This is a genomic window from Streptomyces sp. NBC_01465 (assembly GCF_036227325.1).
Taxonomy (GTDB): Bacteria; Actinomycetota; Actinomycetes; order Streptomycetales; family Streptomycetaceae; genus Streptomyces.
Genome location: NZ_CP109467.1, coordinates 352,722 through 368,094 on the forward strand (window position 1 = coordinate 352,722; position 15,373 = coordinate 368,094).

General features: G+C 69.8%; 15 protein-coding genes and 1 pseudogene. 6 read left to right on the forward strand and 10 right to left on the reverse strand.

Annotation, left to right across the window (positions count from 1 at the left end; all coding sequences use genetic code 11):
- Window positions 1-28: 28 nt before the first annotated feature.
- Both OG707_RS01435 and OG707_RS01440 read right to left on the reverse strand, forming a co-directional pair.
- Window positions 29-1,402, reverse strand: a complete 1,374-nt coding sequence (locus OG707_RS01435) for a hypothetical protein (protein ID WP_329113427.1) — start codon at window positions 1,400-1,402, stop codon at window positions 29-31.
- A gap of 139 nt (window positions 1,403-1,541) precedes the next feature.
- A complete protein-coding gene (locus tag OG707_RS01440; RefSeq protein WP_329113429.1) occupies window positions 1,542-2,315 on the reverse strand; it encodes a hypothetical protein in 774 nt (257 codons plus the stop codon).
- A 117-nt stretch (window positions 2,316-2,432) separates the two neighbouring features.
- On the opposite strand from OG707_RS01440, the gene OG707_RS01445 reads away from it, so the two are divergent.
- On the forward strand, window positions 2,433-3,230 hold the full coding sequence (locus tag OG707_RS01445; protein WP_329113431.1) for a polysaccharide deacetylase family protein: 798 nt from the start codon (window positions 2,433-2,435) through the stop codon (window positions 3,228-3,230).
- 24 nt (window positions 3,231-3,254) lie between these two features.
- Here the strand turns inward: OG707_RS01445 and OG707_RS01450 are convergent, their stop codons facing one another.
- Window positions 3,255-4,100, reverse strand: coding sequence for a class I SAM-dependent methyltransferase (locus OG707_RS01450; RefSeq protein WP_329113433.1), 846 nt, complete (start codon window positions 4,098-4,100; stop codon window positions 3,255-3,257).
- Between the two features lie 116 nt (window positions 4,101-4,216).
- Between OG707_RS01450 and OG707_RS01455 the strand changes: the two genes are divergently transcribed.
- A complete protein-coding gene (locus tag OG707_RS01455) occupies window positions 4,217-4,816 on the forward strand; it encodes a TetR/AcrR family transcriptional regulator (RefSeq protein WP_329113435.1) in 600 nt (199 codons plus the stop codon).
- Window positions 4,817-4,996: 180 nt separating this feature from the next.
- Window positions 4,997-5,404 (forward strand): annotated as a pseudogene (locus tag OG707_RS01460) (hypothetical protein); the annotation flags it as partial.
- A 165-nt stretch (window positions 5,405-5,569) separates the two neighbouring features.
- On the opposite strand, the gene OG707_RS01465 reads toward OG707_RS01460, so the two are convergent.
- The gene (locus OG707_RS01465) at window positions 5,570-6,199 is read right to left on the reverse strand and encodes an LUD domain-containing protein (RefSeq protein WP_329113438.1); all 630 of its coding nucleotides are present in this window, start codon (window positions 6,197-6,199) and stop codon (window positions 5,570-5,572) included.
- Between the two features lie 158 nt (window positions 6,200-6,357).
- Between OG707_RS01465 and sigJ the strand changes: the two genes are divergently transcribed.
- On the forward strand, window positions 6,358-7,242 hold the full coding sequence (sigJ, locus tag OG707_RS01470) for an RNA polymerase sigma factor SigJ (RefSeq protein ID WP_329113440.1): 885 nt from the start codon (window positions 6,358-6,360) through the stop codon (window positions 7,240-7,242).
- Between the two features lie 21 nt (window positions 7,243-7,263).
- Here the strand turns inward: sigJ and OG707_RS01475 are convergent, their stop codons facing one another.
- A complete protein-coding gene (locus tag OG707_RS01475) occupies window positions 7,264-7,902 on the reverse strand; it encodes a LysE family translocator (protein ID WP_329113441.1) in 639 nt (212 codons plus the stop codon).
- Between the two features lie 103 nt (window positions 7,903-8,005).
- On the opposite strand from OG707_RS01475, the gene OG707_RS01480 reads away from it, so the two are divergent.
- A complete protein-coding gene (locus OG707_RS01480) occupies window positions 8,006-8,497 on the forward strand; it encodes a DUF2975 domain-containing protein (RefSeq protein WP_329113443.1) in 492 nt (163 codons plus the stop codon).
- Window positions 8,497-8,718 (forward strand): helix-turn-helix domain-containing protein, encoded by a 222-nt coding sequence (locus OG707_RS01485; RefSeq protein WP_329113445.1) that lies wholly within the window; start codon window positions 8,497-8,499, stop codon window positions 8,716-8,718. Before OG707_RS01480 ends, OG707_RS01485 begins: the two co-directional genes overlap by 1 nt.
- Before the next feature lie 15 nt (window positions 8,719-8,733).
- On the opposite strand, the gene OG707_RS01490 is transcribed toward OG707_RS01485, so the two are convergent.
- From OG707_RS01490 to OG707_RS01510, 5 genes are all read right to left on the reverse strand, one after another.
- Window positions 8,734-9,846 (reverse strand): endo-1,4-beta-xylanase, encoded by a 1,113-nt coding sequence (locus OG707_RS01490; RefSeq protein WP_443071252.1) that lies wholly within the window; start codon window positions 9,844-9,846, stop codon window positions 8,734-8,736.
- Window positions 9,847-9,949: 103 nt separating this feature from the next.
- Window positions 9,950-12,172, reverse strand: a complete 2,223-nt coding sequence (locus OG707_RS01495) for a beta-glucosidase (protein ID WP_329113448.1) — start codon at window positions 12,170-12,172, stop codon at window positions 9,950-9,952.
- Between the two features lie 50 nt (window positions 12,173-12,222).
- Window positions 12,223-13,062, reverse strand: a complete 840-nt coding sequence (locus tag OG707_RS01500) for a carbohydrate ABC transporter permease (protein WP_329113449.1) — start codon at window positions 13,060-13,062, stop codon at window positions 12,223-12,225.
- Window positions 13,059-14,048 carry a carbohydrate ABC transporter permease gene (locus OG707_RS01505; RefSeq protein ID WP_329127576.1) on the reverse strand — a complete coding sequence of 330 codons (990 nt, stop codon included), beginning with the start codon at window positions 14,046-14,048 and terminating at the stop codon, window positions 13,059-13,061. Before OG707_RS01505 ends, OG707_RS01500 begins: the two co-directional genes overlap by 4 nt.
- Before the next feature lie 6 nt (window positions 14,049-14,054).
- Window positions 14,055-15,356, reverse strand: a complete 1,302-nt coding sequence (locus OG707_RS01510; RefSeq protein ID WP_329113451.1) for an extracellular solute-binding protein — start codon at window positions 15,354-15,356, stop codon at window positions 14,055-14,057.
- Window positions 15,357-15,373 lie beyond the last annotated feature (17 nt).

Below are 15,373 nucleotides of genomic sequence, written 5' to 3' on the forward strand. Positions count from 1 at the left end.
AGTGGGTGCGGGGAACGGAGCCCCCGGTTCAGCGGAAGGTGGCCTGGCGCGGGTGGGAGCGCTGGTCGCGAGGGCTGCGATGCGGGCGGGGTCGGCGCGGTTCGGGTACGGCCAGGCCGGCCCGGAACAGTCCGTGGGCGATGCGCCGGTCCGCCGCGGCCTGCAGTTCGTCGCGCAGTGCGCCGTGGCGGAGCGATGCGCCGGCGCCCAGCAGACTCTCGACGACGTCGAGTGCCCCGGTGATGTCACCGTGGATGAGGCGCTCGCGGACACCGGCGAGACACTCCGGGCGCCGGTGCGCCTCGTCGATGGCCTGCAGACAGGGCAGCGGAGGACCGCCGAGTGCGGCCAGCAGTTCTTCGCGACGGATTTCGACCGGGTCGTGGTCGAGCGGCGTCAGCACCCCGTCGACCAGACCGATCCGGTGCCGGGCGTCCCTGCACTCGACGATGCGCGGCCGGCCCGCCCGGTCGGGAGTCCAGGAGGCGCCGCCGTCTGCCCGACGGTCCGGTACGAGGACCGAGGCGACCAGCGGGTGGAGCCGGTCGGCCTCGATCGCACCCGTGCGGATCAGTTCGAGATCGGGCAGCACCCAGGTCGCCGCGTCGGGCAGGACCGGCAGCACGGCCGAACTGCCGTCCGTGGGGGCGGCCGTGGTCCGCAGCGCAGGCGGCCCTGTTCCGTCCCGGCCCGTGACCAGGTCCAGAGCCAGCCAGTGCTGTGAGCCGACGCGCACCGCGACCGTGCCGGTCGTCCGCCCCTCGGAGCGGAGCAGGATCCCTGCCTCGTCGGCCCACCGGTCAACGGCGCAGTGGCCCGATCCCAGGCCCAACAGGCCTTCATCCGCCGCTAGTTGCCCGACCCCGGCCCTGACCTTCAGTTCGCCAGACCTGCCCGCATCCCAGAGGTGGCGGTGCAGGTCGAACCGGAACCGCCGGTCCGGATGGGGATGCGGATGTGACCGTGCGCCGGGCTCCGCACAGGACCTGTCCCACAGGGCAAGGCTGATCCGCTGTCCCCCATCCGCCCAGGCGGGCGGGGTCCGTACGACGAGCTGCACCGGGCTCGGGCCTTCGTACCGGACCAGAGCGATGGTCAGACCCGGACGCAACAGGCCGTCGGGAGCGATTCTGGGCATGTGCCAGCGCAGCAGATCAGGTGCCAGTTGCCGGAGATCGGCCCGGATGCGGGTGGCGAGTTCATGGCCGTAACGACGTGCCACGCAACGGAGATTGAGATCGACGTCGATTCCTGCGGCAGCACACGCCCCGGCCCAGTCTCCGGCACAACGGCGGGCGGTCGCGGTCTCGATCATCGACGGCGGCACGGCGAACTCACGCACGCGCGGCCAGAACGAAGGGAGGGATGGAGGGGATTCCTCGTACGCGGTCTCAGTGAGCATCAGCACTCACCTTGCGCGGACGGGACCCCCGATCTGTTCAGAGTCTGAGTCGTCATCGGGAAGATCGTAGCTCTGCCGACCGCGATCGGCCAGGGCCATTTCCGGGACTGTCCCCGACACGACTGCTCCACAGGGACGTTCAGCCGTTGGGATAGGCCTCGGCGAGGAGCTTCTGGCGCAGGACCGTCCACTGGGCGGTCATGTCGTGGACGAGATACAGCTCACGGCGCCGCGTCCAGGCCTGCCCCGAGTCCGGGTCGTACGTACCCGGCATCACGAAGCCGCGTGGTGCGTACGCCGTCACGCCCCGGTCGCGGGTGGTCTGCACGCACCGCTTCACATGGTCGCGGAAGCCGACCACACCCGCGGTGCCGATACCGCCGGGCAGGTTCTTGCGGGCCTCGACGACCTGAGCGGCGACCCCGTCGGTGCTCAAGTAGGTGATCGTCCCGTCGGGGGCGGTCACAGGCTCGATCGATGTCACGTTCGTCATGCGGTACTTCGCCTTCAGGAACCGGGCGATCTCCCACTGCGCGTACACGGGGACGTCGCGACGGCGGCGGATGCGGGCGACGGTGTCGGCCAGTTCCTCATTGACCGGGCCCGGCTCGGGAAGGACCTTTGACGGGTCACCGCCGCCGGCCGGCGGCCGGTTGCCGAAGCCGTAGGCGACGATGAAGTCCAGCGCTTCCAGCCTGGCGGTCTCCGGGTGCCAGTCGAATCCGACGTCGTGGAGGTACGGGACCAACGCACGGGCCGCGCGCTGGTCGCCGAGTTCCGCGGCAAGCGCCGTCCGCATCCGGCGCGACAGCCCGTCGCCCGAACGGTCGTCGGCGTGGGCCGGTGTCCCAGTGAGGACGGCCGGGGTGGCAAGAGCCGCTGTCAGGGCGGCTGCGAAATGACGTCGTTGCACGTGAGGGCCTCTCTTCTCGAGCAGTACCCACGGATGATCTCCGTCGGAGGGAAACCCCGGCTGAACACCGCATGTCAGGACCTCGACCGAACCTCCCGCTCTGGTACAGATTCCCCCGTGTTCACCTCCCGTCGTCTTGTACAGACAGCCGTCGCTGCCGCCGTGTCCGTCGCCGTGGCAGCCTGCGGCTCGGCGCAGAAACCTGCCTCTCCCCTGGCCAGGAATGCGGCGGCGTCGCCCCTCGCCGCGCCGTTGAGCCCGACGCCCTCGCCCCGTCCCGCGCCGGCCGCGCCTCACCCGGTGGACTGCCGTACGGCCCGGTGCGTCGCACTGACCTTCGACGCCGGGCCCGGCCGTGACACCGCCGCGTTGCTGGACATCCTCAAGGCCAAGCGCGTCAACGCGACCTTCTTCCTGCTGGGCAACGACATCCAGACGCGTCCTCAGCTCGTGACGAGGGAAGCGATGGAAGGTCACGAGATCGGCAACCACAGCTGGACCCATCCGCGGCTGACCGAGGTGAGCGACGCGGAGATCCGACGTGAACTCGGCCGCGTACAGCACCGCGTGAAGCAGCTCACCGGCCGGACCCCGACGCTGATGCGCCCGCCCCAGGGGCGGACCGACGAGCGGGTCGCCGCGGTCTCCCGCTCCCTCGGGCTCGCCCAGATCCTGTGGACCGTCACCGCCAGCGACTACCGCGACCACGACCCCGAAATCATCAAGAGCCGAATCCTGGACGGCGCCGCGCCCGGCGGAATCATCCTGCTCCACGACATCTACCCGGGCACCGTGCCCGCGGTGCCCGGCATCATCGACGGGCTCCGCGCCCGCGGCCTGACGCCAGTCACGGTCTCCCAGCTTTTCGCCCCCGCCGAACCGCAGCCGGGCGTCGCCTATTGGAACGCCCAATGAGCCACCACGCAGGCACTGTCGGGCTCATTCCGGGCGGTTCGCGGTGACCAGCCAGGCGGCACTGCGCAGTCGTACGTCACCGTTCTCCTCATAGGGGCGCAGGATGCCGGCGAGCGTCTTACGGGCACGATCCTCTGCCTCCTGATCGACCTGGTCCATCAGATGGCGGCCCGGCCCTGACCCGAGAAGGAAGTCGGCCGCATCGTCGGCGCCCCTCCCCCATTTCCCCCGCGCCTGCGCGCGTGCCACCGCAATGTCGACGAACCCCGCGGCGGAAAGCAGCTCCCTCACCCGGTCGGGGTCGGCCAGGGAGAACATTCCGGGACCACCCGGTTCACCGAAGCCCCCCATGGGCAGGATGTCGCGCAGCCCCGCGACGGCCCGCAGCCATTCGTTTCCCTCGGCCTCCGCACCGCAGACGAATGCCATCCGGCCGCCCGGACGCAGGGACTTTCCGATATTGGTGAAGGCGGCCACGGGGTCGGCGAAGAACATCACCCCGTAGCGGCTGATCACGACGTCGAACGTGCCCGCCTCGAAGGGATGTGCCTGGGCGTCACCCTGCTCGAAGAACACGTTGGAGATGTGCGCGGATTGCGCGGACTCACGGGCGCGCTCCAGCATCGGCGCCGAAAGATCCAGGCCCAGAACCCGGCCGCCCGACGCGCGCTGCGCGGCGAGTCGCGTCGTACAGCCGGCTCCGCAGCCGATGTCCAGGACATGGTCGCGCTCCCCGATCGCGGCGGCGGCGAGGAGCGGCTCGTTGAAGCCCTCGTTCACGGCGTCCCACCTGGCCTGGTTCCGCGCCCAGTGCGTGCCCTCGTAGCCGTTCCATGCCTGTGCCTGCTCGGTGTTGACGAGGTCGTGCATGCGATTCCTCCATGGATAGAATGGGCATCCGCCCAAACAGTATGGGCGTGCGCCCATTCCGGCAATCCCCCTGCCGGTACCGGGTGTTCGTCCCGAGCCCGTACCTGGAGAGCCCTGTGTCGCCACGTGGCGTAGCCATCCCCGACGTTCGCGAGCGGCTGTTCTCCGCCGCCGAGCGTGTACTGGACCGCGCGGATCCCGTCGCGCTGACCAGCCGCGCCGTCACGGACGAGGCGGACTGCGCCAAGGGGCTGCTGCATGCGCACTTCAGCGGCGGGCTGGACGAATTCGTCGCCGAACTCGTGCTGGACCGGTTCGCGCGGACCGCGCGACTGGCCGGGGAACTCTCCGCGCGGGCGGGCCGGGCGACGGTGGCCGACAACCTCACCGGGGTGGCGCTCGCGCTCCTCACGTCGACCAGTCCGAAAGTCGCCGGGCTTGCCCTCGCCCGCCCCGGGGCGGCCGATCTGGTGCGCAGGGCGCTGGAGTCGGGCGCACCCGGCTTCGCGGCGGTCCAGGACTCGGTCACCGGCTACCTGGACGCCGAACGGCAGCTCGGACGCCTCACCGAGGGCGCCGACACCGCCTCGCTCGCCCTCGCCCTCGTCGGGACCGTCCACCATCTGCTGATGACGAGCTGGGCAGGTTCGCCCGACCCCCGCGACCAGGTGGAGCGGCTGATCGTCCTGCTCTGCGGCGCTGTGACACCACCCTGACGCTTTCAGCCAAGCGGCGCGGTGAATATGCCACGGATATGGCCAGAATTCATGGGGTACCAGTGTGGCGGGTGCGAAGATAATCGTCTGTTGAGTCAACTGAGTAATGAACCCAGGGGACTTGAGGCGCCGACGCACGACTTTAACTGCCAAGCCGCAAACTGCCCAAGGGGAGTGGCTGTGCACGACGAATTCCTGTGCCATGTCACCGCGTACGGAGTCTGCGGTGGCCGACGTGTCGGTGTGCCGTTGGGAACCTACCGCGCGCCGACCCTCGCGCTGGCCCTGTGGTGGCTGCGGGACAGGGCCACCTGGATCTCGGAGCGGCTCGATCCCGGCCCGGACACCGCCTACTTTCCGCCGCAGGCGCTTTTCCCACTGGCCGCGGACGCACCCGACATACCCGGGGCGCTCCGCTCCTGGCGCGACAACTCGGTGCACCAGGATTCGGCTGCCGAAGTGCTGACCGCCGGTCGCCTGATGCGTTTCGCCGTCCGTGACGAGACGACGGAATACGAACTGCTCGCCGAGTCGGTGGACGCGTTGCGGATGCAGCGCGCCACACCCCTTCTCTCCGCGCCCGCTGCGGAAATGCCACCGGACCGCCGGCGTCCGCTCGTGACATCTGCAAATACACCCGACAGCAGTGAATTCAGTACCGCCGCATTCGGCGAACTGCCGTCGGGTGCGGCGCTTCTCACCTCCCTGAAGAGTTCCACCGTGGTGTTCAGCTCGGCGGCGGGATGACACGGTTCAGAAACCGATGGCTTCGCGGAGCAGCAGGACGGTGCCGCGCCCGGGGACGTACTCACCGTTGAGGACGAGGAGCCTGTTGACGGCGCTGGGGTATCCGTAGGCCTCCTGGGTGCGGGCACTCTCCAGCGGAAGGCAGTGGTCCTCGACGCGCCGCAGTGCGGTGTCCAGGTCGGGCACCACCTTCTGCGCCCCGACGACCCAGATCGCGCGGGCGGCGCCGCCCGCGTTGCCGGGCAACTGGCTTCCGCTGCCCGAGGCGATGACGAGGGAGCCGGTTTCGGTGACCGCGTGGACGCTGTTGACGATGACGTCGGGGGTGGCGGTCAGCCGCCGGATCTCGTCCGCCTGCGTGGCACGGTCCATGGCCAGGACGCGTGGCCTGATGGCGTCGTACCGCCCGCCGGCGTTGATGTCCTCCTCGATGCCGGACCTGCGGAGGGTCTCGCTGGCCCCGGTGAACACACTGGCGCCCTCCGGGATCAGGTCCTGGATGCGCGTCCGCGCGGCGGCATCGTCGTCGAGGATCTCCACGGTGAAACCGTGCGCGGTCAGCGCGCCCGCCGCCCGCTCCAGGCGGTCCGCGGTCGCCGCTTCGGTGAACTGCGTGGTCGGTGTGGAGGTCGTCATGATGCCCCTCAACTCCCTGTTCGCTGGATGATGTGTCCGTCTCGGCCGTTCGACAACGCAGCCCCCGGAAGTGTGAGGCGCCGCACCCGCCTCACATTCGGGCGCGCTGTCTTGTCGTACGGATGAAGGCGGAGACGACCGAGGGAGCTGCAGGCACCATGACCACCCCTGATCCTGGCCTCGACGCGATCATGCGCGAGCGGCGTCAGCTGACGAATGTCGCCTACCGGCTGCTGGGCTCCCTCGCCGAGGCCGAGGACGCCGTCCAGGAGGCGTACGCCCGCTGGTACGCCATGGCCCCGCAGCAGCAGGACGCCATCGACTCCCCCGGCGCCTGGCTGACGACGGTCGTGAGCCGCGTGTGCCTCAACGTGCTCGGCTCCGCCCGGGCCCGGCGCGAGACCTACGTGGGCGAATGGATCCCCGAACCGCTTCCCGGACAACCGGACTCCACCGCCGCCGACCCGGCCGACCGGATCACCCTGGACGAGTCGGTCAACCTGGCCTTCCTCGTCGTGCTCGAGTCGATGACCCCCGCCGAACGCGTCTCGTTCATCCTCCACGACGTCTTCTGCCACTCCTTCGCCGAAGTGGCCGAGATCGTCGGCCGCACCCCGGCGGCCTGCCGCCAGCTGGCCTCGTCGGCCCGCCGCCGTATCCGGGCGTCGCAGCCTCTCGCGGCGCCGGCGGCCCAACACGCGGTCGTGGTACGGGACTTCAAGCAGGCGTGGGAGGCCAAGGACATCGACGCGCTGATCGGTCTGCTCGACCCCGACGCCACGGCGATCGCGGACGGCGGCGGCCGGGCCGTCACCTTCCTCCACCCGATCGAGGGCGGCGAGAACGTCGCACACGCCTGGGTCGAACTCGCCCGGCGCAGGCCCAGCACCATGACGCTGCTGGAGCGTACGGTCAACGGTCTGCCCGGGCTGGTGGCCCAGGAGGACGGCAGGACCGTGACGGTGTTCGCGTTCGACGTCGCGGGCGGCCGGATCAAGCACATCTGGGTGGTGCGCAACCCCGAGAAGCTCTCACGCTGGTAGCCGACGGGCCCCGGAGGGAGGCTACTTCGGCGCGGCGGCCAGTCGTACGGCCAGCCCCGCGAACACCGTGCCGCTGAAGATGTTGAGGCCGCGGGCCACCCGGCGGCTGCGCCGGAGCATCGCGGACAACCGCCCCGAGAGCAGTCCGATCGAGCCGTCGACGACGAACCCCATGACCACGATGGTCAGGCCGAGAATCATCAACTGCCCTGTCATGTGCCCGAGTCGGGGATCCACGAACTGCGGCAGGAACGACACGTTGAAGAGGATCACCTTGGGGTTGAGCAGGTTGGTGAGGGCGCCCTGCCAGAAGGCACGCCGCCTCACCGGCCCCGGCCTCCCGCCGTCCTCGCCCGCGTCCTCCCCCGGCAGCGATCGATCGCGGAACGCCTTGACCGCCAGGTAGAAGAGATAGGCCGCGCCCACCCAGCGCAGCACGTGGTACAGCTCCGGGAGCGCCAGGAACAGCGCCGAAAGGCCAAGCGCCGCGGCGAGCGCGTGCACGAACATCGCGCAGGCCACTCCCAGCGCGGCGAGTACGCCGGTCGACGGCCCGCCGCGGCCCCCCATGGCCACGATGAACATCATGTCGGGTCCCGGAGTGATGCAGAGCACTAAGGCGGCAACGAGGAAAGCCGCGTACAGAGTTGGATTCACCATGCTCACCATGCTGACTCCGTGACAGAGCACCGGCAAGGTCGAACCTTGTCGCGTCTATCGAAATTCGATAGATTCCCATCGTTGCTCGATGGAAGGATGGGCCATGGGAAAGCTGACCGTGCGCGCACTGCGCACCGTGCTCGCGGTGGTACTCACCGGCACGGTGCTCGTACAGGTATTGATGGTGTGGACGTTGATCAGCGGGAACGATCCGGAGGACGGTTCGCTCCCGCTGACCCCGCTGCGCGTGATCACGATCCTGGGCATCGGGGCGGCCCAGGCCGCCCTGCTGTCCGTATGGCGACTGGTCACGATGGTGCGACGCGGAACCGTGTTCTCCCACGCCGCCTTCCGTTACGTGGACATCATCATCGGCGCGATCGTCGCGGACTCTCTCCTGTGGTTCACGGTCACGGCCGTCAATGCGCCCGGCCAGCGGGACGACCCGGGCGTCACCTTCATCATGGGCGGGATCGGCCTGGCCATCCTGGGCGTCGCCCTCATCGTGCTCGTACTGCGCATGCTGCTCGCCCAGGCCGTCGCCCGCGACGTCGAAGCGACGCAGATGCAGGCCGAGTTGGACGAGGTGATCTGATGCCGATCGCCGTCGACATCGACGTGATGCTGGCCAAGCGGAAGATGTCCGTGGGCGAACTCGCGGACCGCGTAGGGATCACTCCCGCCAACCTGGCGGTACTCAAGAACGGCCGCGCCAAGGCGGTGCGCTTCGCGACGCTCGCCGCACTCTGCGCGGTCCTCGAGTGCCAGCCGGGCGACCTGCTCCGCTGGGAGGCCGAGGACACCGCGAGCGAATGACTGACGGCGGTCGTTTCAGCCGTTCTTGCCGTGCGGGGGCGCTGCAGCGGCCGCGAGCGCGTCGTGGATCGCGTCGTAGGCCGGCTTGTGGGCGAGGTTCTCGTCCCACGGGAGGGCTGCGCCCTCGCCCGGGAAGACGGCGGGAATCCACGAGTGCCGGTCCGAGTAGCCCCACACCGTGATGCCGACGCAGCGCTTCACCGCGAGGCAGGCGTCGGTCACCTGCCGGTACCAGTCGGCCTGTTGGGTCAGCTTGGCCGTGTCCGACGGCAGGTTCATTCGGATGTCGAGTTCGGTGAAGGCGACGTCGACGCGGAGGGCGGCGAAGCGCTGGAGGTTCTCCTTCAGCCCGGACGGGAAGCCGTACTGCAGCGCCAGGTGGCCCTGGAGGCCGAAGCCGTCGATCGGGACACGGTCGGCCTTGAGCTGCTTGATGAGGGTGTAGTACGCGTCCGACTTCGGGCCGATCGCCTCGACGTTGTAGTCGTTCAGGTACAGCTTGACCTTGGGGTCGGCCGCGTGGGCCCAGCGCAGGGCGTCGGCGATGTAGCCGGGGCCGAGGGTCTTGTAGAAGATGCTCTCCCGGTAGGTGCCGTCCTCGTTCATGATCTCGTTGGCGACGTCCCAGGCGAACACCTTGCCCTTGAAATGCTTGACCTCGGTCGTGATGTGGTTCTTGAGGATCGAACGGAGCTCGTCCGGCGTCCAGGTGCCGGAGGTCAGCCAGCCTGGCAGCTGGTTGTGCCACAGCAGGGTGTGGCCGCGGAGCTTGAGCCCGTTGGCGCGGGCGTAGTTCACGATCTCGTCGCCGGCGGTGAAGTCGAAGACACCGCGCTGGGGTTCGGTTGATTCCCACTTCATGGCGTTGCCGGGGGTGGTGGCGCCGAACTCGGTGCCGAGGAGGTCGGCGTAGGCGGTGTCGGCGAGTTCGGGGTTGTCGACGGCGGAGCCGTAGTAGCGGCCGGTCTTCTGGGCGAGGTCGTCGAGCGTGGCCGCGCGATGGTGCCGTTCGGTGCCCGCGTGGGCGGCAGGCATTCCGGCGAGGCCGAGGGCGAGCGCGGCGGTCAGGCCGAGGGCGGCGGCTCTGGCGCACGTGCGGGTGCGGGTGCGTTGGACGGGAAGGGTCATCGTGCGGCTCCTCAACTGGGGGATGTGGACGTGCAGTTGACGACGTACGCAATGTGCTGGTCGCGCCGGGCCGGGCGGCGGCTGGCGCGCGCCCGGCCCCGCGCTACTTGACGCGCATCTCGCACCGCATCCGGCGCTCGTGCCCGACCTCCCGTACCGGCCCGGTGAGGGTGAGCGGCACGGTGTGGTGGACCTCCGCGCTGGAGGCGGCGATGCGCAGTTCGAGGGCACCGGGTTCGACGACACGGCGGCCGTCGGCTCCGGTGTAGGCGGCGAGGTCCGCGGGGAACGTGGCGTGGACCTCGGCCGAGGCGCCGGCGTCGAGCGGTACGCGGGCGTAGCCGACGAGCCGGACTTCGGGGCGGGCGACGGTGCCGACGGGGTCGTGGAGGTAGAGCTGTACGACCTCGGTGCCGGCCCGGTCGCCGGTGTTGCGGACGGTGAGGCGCACCGTGGTGTCGCCGTCGGTGGGCAGTTCGGGTGCGTCGCACTCGGGGAGGTCCCAGGCGAAGGCGGAGTAGGACAGGCCGTGCCCGAACGGGTAGAGGGGCGTCGGGTCCACGGTGCTGGGAAAGCCGTGCAGGGCGAGCGGCGGCGCGAGGTACGGGGCGGGCTGTCCTCCCGGCCTGGCGGGGACCGCGACCGGCAGGCGTCCGGAGGGATCGACGCGCCCGGACAGGACGCCCGCCACGGCCCCGCCGCCCTCCTGCCCGGGGAAGAACGCCTGGACGACGGCGGCTGCCCGGCCGGCCCAGCGGCCGAGTGCGTACGGCCTGCCGCTGAGTACGACGATGACGACGGGAACCCCGGAGTCCATCGCGGAGTCCAGCACCTCCGCCTGCCCGTACGGCAGTTGGAGATCCTCCGCGTCGCACCCCTCTCCGGAGGAGCCGCGCCCGAACAGTCCCGACCGGTCCCCGACCACGGCAAGGCAGATGTCTGCTCCCGCCAGGTCGCCGACGAACGCGGCGTCCGGCAGCTCGGTGCGCAGCGCCTCGGCGAGCGTCGGCACGTCGATGCCGGTCGGCAGGCCGGGGTGGTGGACGCCGACGTGCCGCGGGAACGTGTAGCAGCCGAGCATGGCGGCCTGCTCGTCGGCGAGCGGCCCGACGAGTGCGATGCGCAGCCCGTCGCGCAGGGGCAGCACCCCGGCGTCGTTGGCGAGCAGCACCACGGACTCCTGGGCCACCCTCTGCGCCAGCTCCCGCATATGGGGCGGGTTCAGATCGACGGGTCCGTCGGCGGTGACGGGTTCCCAGCCGGGGTCGAGGAGCCCCAGTTCGCACTTCTGTGTGAGGACGCGCAGGGCGGCCCGGTCGAGCAGGTCCTCAGGGAGCGCGTCGGTGGGGCTGAAGCAGCGGGCCGCCGGCAGCTCCACGTCGACTCCGGCCGCGAGGGCGAGGCGCGCCGCCGCACCCTCCCCGTCGGCGATCTTGTGCGCCTCCTCCAGCAGGGAGACACCGTAGTAGTCCGACACCACCGTGCCGGTGAACTCCCATTGTTCTCGGAGGAGTTGGGTGAGCAGTGCGGGGTGGGCGTGGGCGGGCAGTCCGTCGATGTCGTTGTACGCGGGCATCACGGAGCGGGCGCCGCCGTCGCGCAGGGCCATCTCGAAGGGGGGCAGGATCACATCGGCGAGTTCGCGCGGGCCGAGCGAGGCGGGCGCGTGGTTGCGGGCGGCGCGCGAGGCGGAGTAGCCGGCGAAGTGCTTGAGCGTGGCGACGATGCCCGCGCTCTGCAGCCCCTGTACGTATGCGGTGCCGATGGTGCCGACGAGGTACGGGTCCTCGCCGATGGCCTCCTCGGTGCGGCCCCAGCGGGGATCGCGTACGACGTCGAGGACCGGGGCGAGCCCCTGGTGGATGCCGACCGCGCGCATCGACACCCCGATCGCCAGGGCCATGTCGGTGATCAGCGCCGGGTCGAAGGTGGCGCCCCAGGCGAGAGGGGTCGGGAAGACGGTGGCCTGCCAGGCGGTGAAGCCGGTGAGGCACTCCTCGTGGGCGATCGCGGGCAGGCCGAACCGGTTGCCCCCGCTGATGGTGCGCTGCAGGTCGGCGAGGCGTGCGACGCCCTCGGCGGGTTCGACGGGGACGGTTCCGAAGGGCCGGGTGAGGTGCCCGAGGCCGTACGGGAGGAGTGCGTCCAGTACGGCGCTGCGGGCGGCGAAGGTGTGCTGCCCCGGGGCCACGTCGGCGCCCTCGGTGTCGGCGCCGATCCACACGCTGGACAGCTGGGCGGTCTTCTCCTCGTTGGTCATCCGGGCGAGCAGGTCCGCCGCCCGGGCGTGGGCGGGCAGGGTGGTGTCCTGCCATGGCTTGACCATGGAACTCCTCAAGTGCGGTGTGTGCAGGGGGGTGGGCGGGCGGTCGCGAGTCAGCCCTTGGTCGCGCCCAGCGTGATCCCGCCGATCAGCTGCCGTTCGGCCACCGCGTAGAAGCCCAGCGCGGGCACCATGGCGAGGACGAGGTAGGCGAAGACGCGGGCGATGTCGGCGGAGTACTGGCCCTGGAACTGCTGGACGCCGACGGGGATCGTCCACCAGGTCTGTTCGCTGAACACGAGCAGCGGCAGCAGGAAGTTGTTCCAGCTCGCCACCACCGCGAGCACCGAGACGGTGCCGAGGGCGGGCCGCGCCATGGGCAGCAGGATCCGCCAGAAGAATCCGAACGACGAGCAGCCGTCGAGAGTGGCCGCCTCCTCCAGCTCGCCGGGGATCTCCCGGAAGAAGCCGCGCAGGATGACGATGGTGATCGGCAGCCCGAACGCCGCCTGCGGCAGAATCACGCCCCACGGGTTGTCGAGCAGTCCGAAGGTGCGCAGCAGGATGAACAGCGGCAGGATCGCCACGGCGAACGGGAACATGAGTCCGACGGTGAAGACCGTGAAGAGCAACTCCCGCCCACGGAAGGCGAATCGGGCCAGCGCGAACGCGGCGAGGGCGGCCGCGCCGACGGTCAGGACGGTCGTACCGACGGCGATGAGGGTGGAGGACCCGATGGCCCGCCAGAACGTTTCGGACTTCAGGATCGCCGTGTAGTTCCCCGTCTCCCAGGGCGAGGGAAGCCCGAAGACATTACTGGAGAGCTGGTCGGTGGACTTGAACCCGGAGACGAGTGCGTACAGCAGCGGCGTCACCATGACGATGCCGACCACCCACACGGTCACGTACAGGGGAACGGAGCGCAGCCGGCGCCGCAGCGCGGGGGCCGTCATCGGGAGGCTCGCATGGTGGTGAGTGCTCCTTCGGTGTCGCGGCGCAGCACGAAGCGCTGGTAGGCGAGGGCGAAGACAAGGCTGATGAGGAACATGGCGATGCTGATCGCGCTGGCGTAGCCGACCTGGTAGCGCTTGAAGCCGTACTGGAACATGCTCACGGCCATGGTTTCCGAGTGGTGGTCCGGGCCGCCCTGGGTGGTCACCCACACCAGGTCGAAGAGCTGGATGGCGCCGATGACCGACAGGAAGATGCTCATCCGAATGGTCGGGCCCAGCAGCGGCAGCGTCACATGACGGAAGCGCTGCCAGGGCCCGGCGCCGTCGATGCGGGCGGCCTCGTGCAGCTCGGGCGGGATGCCCTGGAGCCCGGCGAGGTAGAGCATCATGTGGAAGCCGAAGTACTTCCACATCATGACCAGGAAGAGCGTGGGCATGACGGTGTCCTGCCCGGCGAACCACAGCCCGCCGAGCGAGTCGAGGCCGACCGCGCCGAGCACCTTGTCCGCGAGCCCGTCGTCGGGCGCGAAGATCATGCCGAAGAGGATTCCGGTGATGACCTCGGACAGGACGTACGGGGCGAAGAACAGCATCCGGTAGAAGGCGCGGCCGCGCAGTTTCTGGTTGAGCAGGACCGCCATCGCCAGGGCGAACGGCAACTGGAGCGCGAGCGAGGCCACGACCAGGATCAGCCCGCGCCACAGGTCGCCGAGGAAGACCGGGTCGTCGAGGAGGCGGGTGAAGTTGCCGAGGCCGGTGAAGTCCGAAGGCGACCCGAAACCGCCCCAGTTGAAGAAACTGACGTAGAGCGCGTACATGATGGGCAGCAGGACGAAGAGCCCGAAGAGTGCGAGGGCCGGCACCGTGAACGTGACGGCCGTCAGCCACTCCCGCACCCGGCGCCCCAGGGGGCGCCTGTTCGCCGCGGCGGGGTCCGGGCCTTCGGCGAGCGGCGGTCGCCCGCCACGTATCTGGGTCGAAGTCATCGTCATTTACTGGCTCTTGAAGACCTGAGTGATGGAACGGGTGACCTGTTCCGGCGACTTGGACCCGGCGATGAGGGCCGCGACGGAGTCGTTCACCTCCTGGCCGACCGCCGGTGGCAGGGCCTGGTCGAGGTAGAGCTGGAAGCCGGTCGCCTTGCCGAGCGTGTCGGAGACCGCCTTGAGGTTCGGGTCGGTGAGCGCGCTCACGGCGTCCTTGACGACCGGCATCATGGATCCCTTGGTCACGAGGATGCGGTCGGACTCGGCGGTCATGAACCACTTCAGGAAGTCGGCAGCCGCTTTCGGGGCGCCCTTGCGCACCGCGTAACCGCCGCCTCCTCCGAAGACGTCGGTGAGCGCCCCCTGGCCGCCCGCCACCGAGGGGAACGGGAAGAAGCCGAGGTCGTCGCCGAGGCCCTTGCCCGCGTCGGCCTGGGTGACCGGGGCCCACTGGCCCATCAGCTCCATCGCCGCCTTGCCGTTGCCCATGGCGGCCGCCTCGCCGGTGGGCGTGGAGTACGCGGCACCGAGGAAGCCCTTCTGGAACGGCTCCAGGGCGACGAGCTCCTTGAGGTGGCCGCCTGCCGCGACGAACGGGTCGCCGGTGAAGTCCTTGGATTCGATGGCCTTCTGCATCCCGTCGACGCCCGCGGTGCGCATCGAGAGGTACGCCCAGTAGTACATGCCGGGCCACTTCTCCTTGCCGGCGAGGGCGAGTGGGGTGATCCCTGCGGCCTTGAGCTGCTTCACCGCGCTGAGGAAGTCCGCCCAGGTGGCGGGCGGGGCGGTGATCGAGGCCTTCTTGAAGAGCGCCTTGTTGTACCAGAAGCCGACGGCCCCGATGTCGATGGGGACGGCGTACGTCTTGCCGTCGACCTCGTAGGGCGCCCTCGATGCGGGGATGAGGGTGTCGGACCACGATTTGGTGGATGCGGTGAGGTCCTCCACGAGACCGGCGTCGATCTGTTGCTCGAGAACCCCGCCGCCCCAGGTGTGGTAGATGTCCGGAAGCTTTCCGGAGCTGGTCAGCGCGGTCATCTTCGACTTGTACGCATCGTTCTCCAGCGTGACCAGCTTGATGTGCACCTTGGGGTTGGCTGCCTCGAAGTCCTTGGCGCGCTGGGGCCACAGGGTCTTCGTCGGTTCGGTGGTCTGGATGTTCCACCACTCCACCACGGTCCGTCCTGAGCTGTCCGTGGAGCCGGAACCCGAGTCGGAGCAGGCGCTGAGCGCCGCCGCGCCCAGGCCGGCCGCGGACGTGGCGGCCAGAAACTTGCGGCGACTGAGTGACGAGACGGTCCTGGGCATCGCACACCTTCCGGAAG

Bases quoted from the DNA above. Each gene is read 5' to 3' on its own strand.
- OG707_RS01435 (WP_329113427.1), bottom strand. From the start codon at position 1,402: ATGCTCACTGAGACCGCGTACGAGGAATCCCCTCCATCCCTCCCTTCG.
- OG707_RS01450 (WP_329113433.1), bottom strand. From the start codon at position 4,100: ATGCACGACCTCGTCAACACCGAGCAGGCACAGGCATGGAACGGCTAC.
- OG707_RS01465 (WP_329113438.1), bottom strand. From the start codon at position 6,199: ATGACGACCTCCACACCGACCACGCAGTTCACCGAAGCGGCGACCGCG.
- sigJ (WP_329113440.1), top strand. From the start codon at position 6,358: ATGACCACCCCTGATCCTGGCCTCGACGCGATCATGCGCGAGCGGCGT.
- OG707_RS01475 (WP_329113441.1), bottom strand. From the start codon at position 7,902: ATGGTGAATCCAACTCTGTACGCGGCTTTCCTCGTTGCCGCCTTAGTG.
- OG707_RS01480 (WP_329113443.1), top strand. From the start codon at position 8,006: ATGGGAAAGCTGACCGTGCGCGCACTGCGCACCGTGCTCGCGGTGGTA.
- OG707_RS01485 (WP_329113445.1), top strand. From the start codon at position 8,497: ATGCCGATCGCCGTCGACATCGACGTGATGCTGGCCAAGCGGAAGATG.
- OG707_RS01490 (WP_443071252.1), bottom strand. From the start codon at position 9,846: ATGACCCTTCCCGTCCAACGCACCCGCACCCGCACGTGCGCCAGAGCC.
- OG707_RS01495 (WP_329113448.1), bottom strand. From the start codon at position 12,172: ATGGTCAAGCCATGGCAGGACACCACCCTGCCCGCCCACGCCCGGGCG.
- OG707_RS01500 (WP_329113449.1), bottom strand. From the start codon at position 13,062: ATGACGGCCCCCGCGCTGCGGCGCCGGCTGCGCTCCGTTCCCCTGTAC.
- OG707_RS01505 (WP_329127576.1), bottom strand. From the start codon at position 14,048: ATGACTTCGACCCAGATACGTGGCGGGCGACCGCCGCTCGCCGAAGGC.
- OG707_RS01510 (WP_329113451.1), bottom strand. From the start codon at position 15,356: ATGCCCAGGACCGTCTCGTCACTCAGTCGCCGCAAGTTTCTGGCCGCC.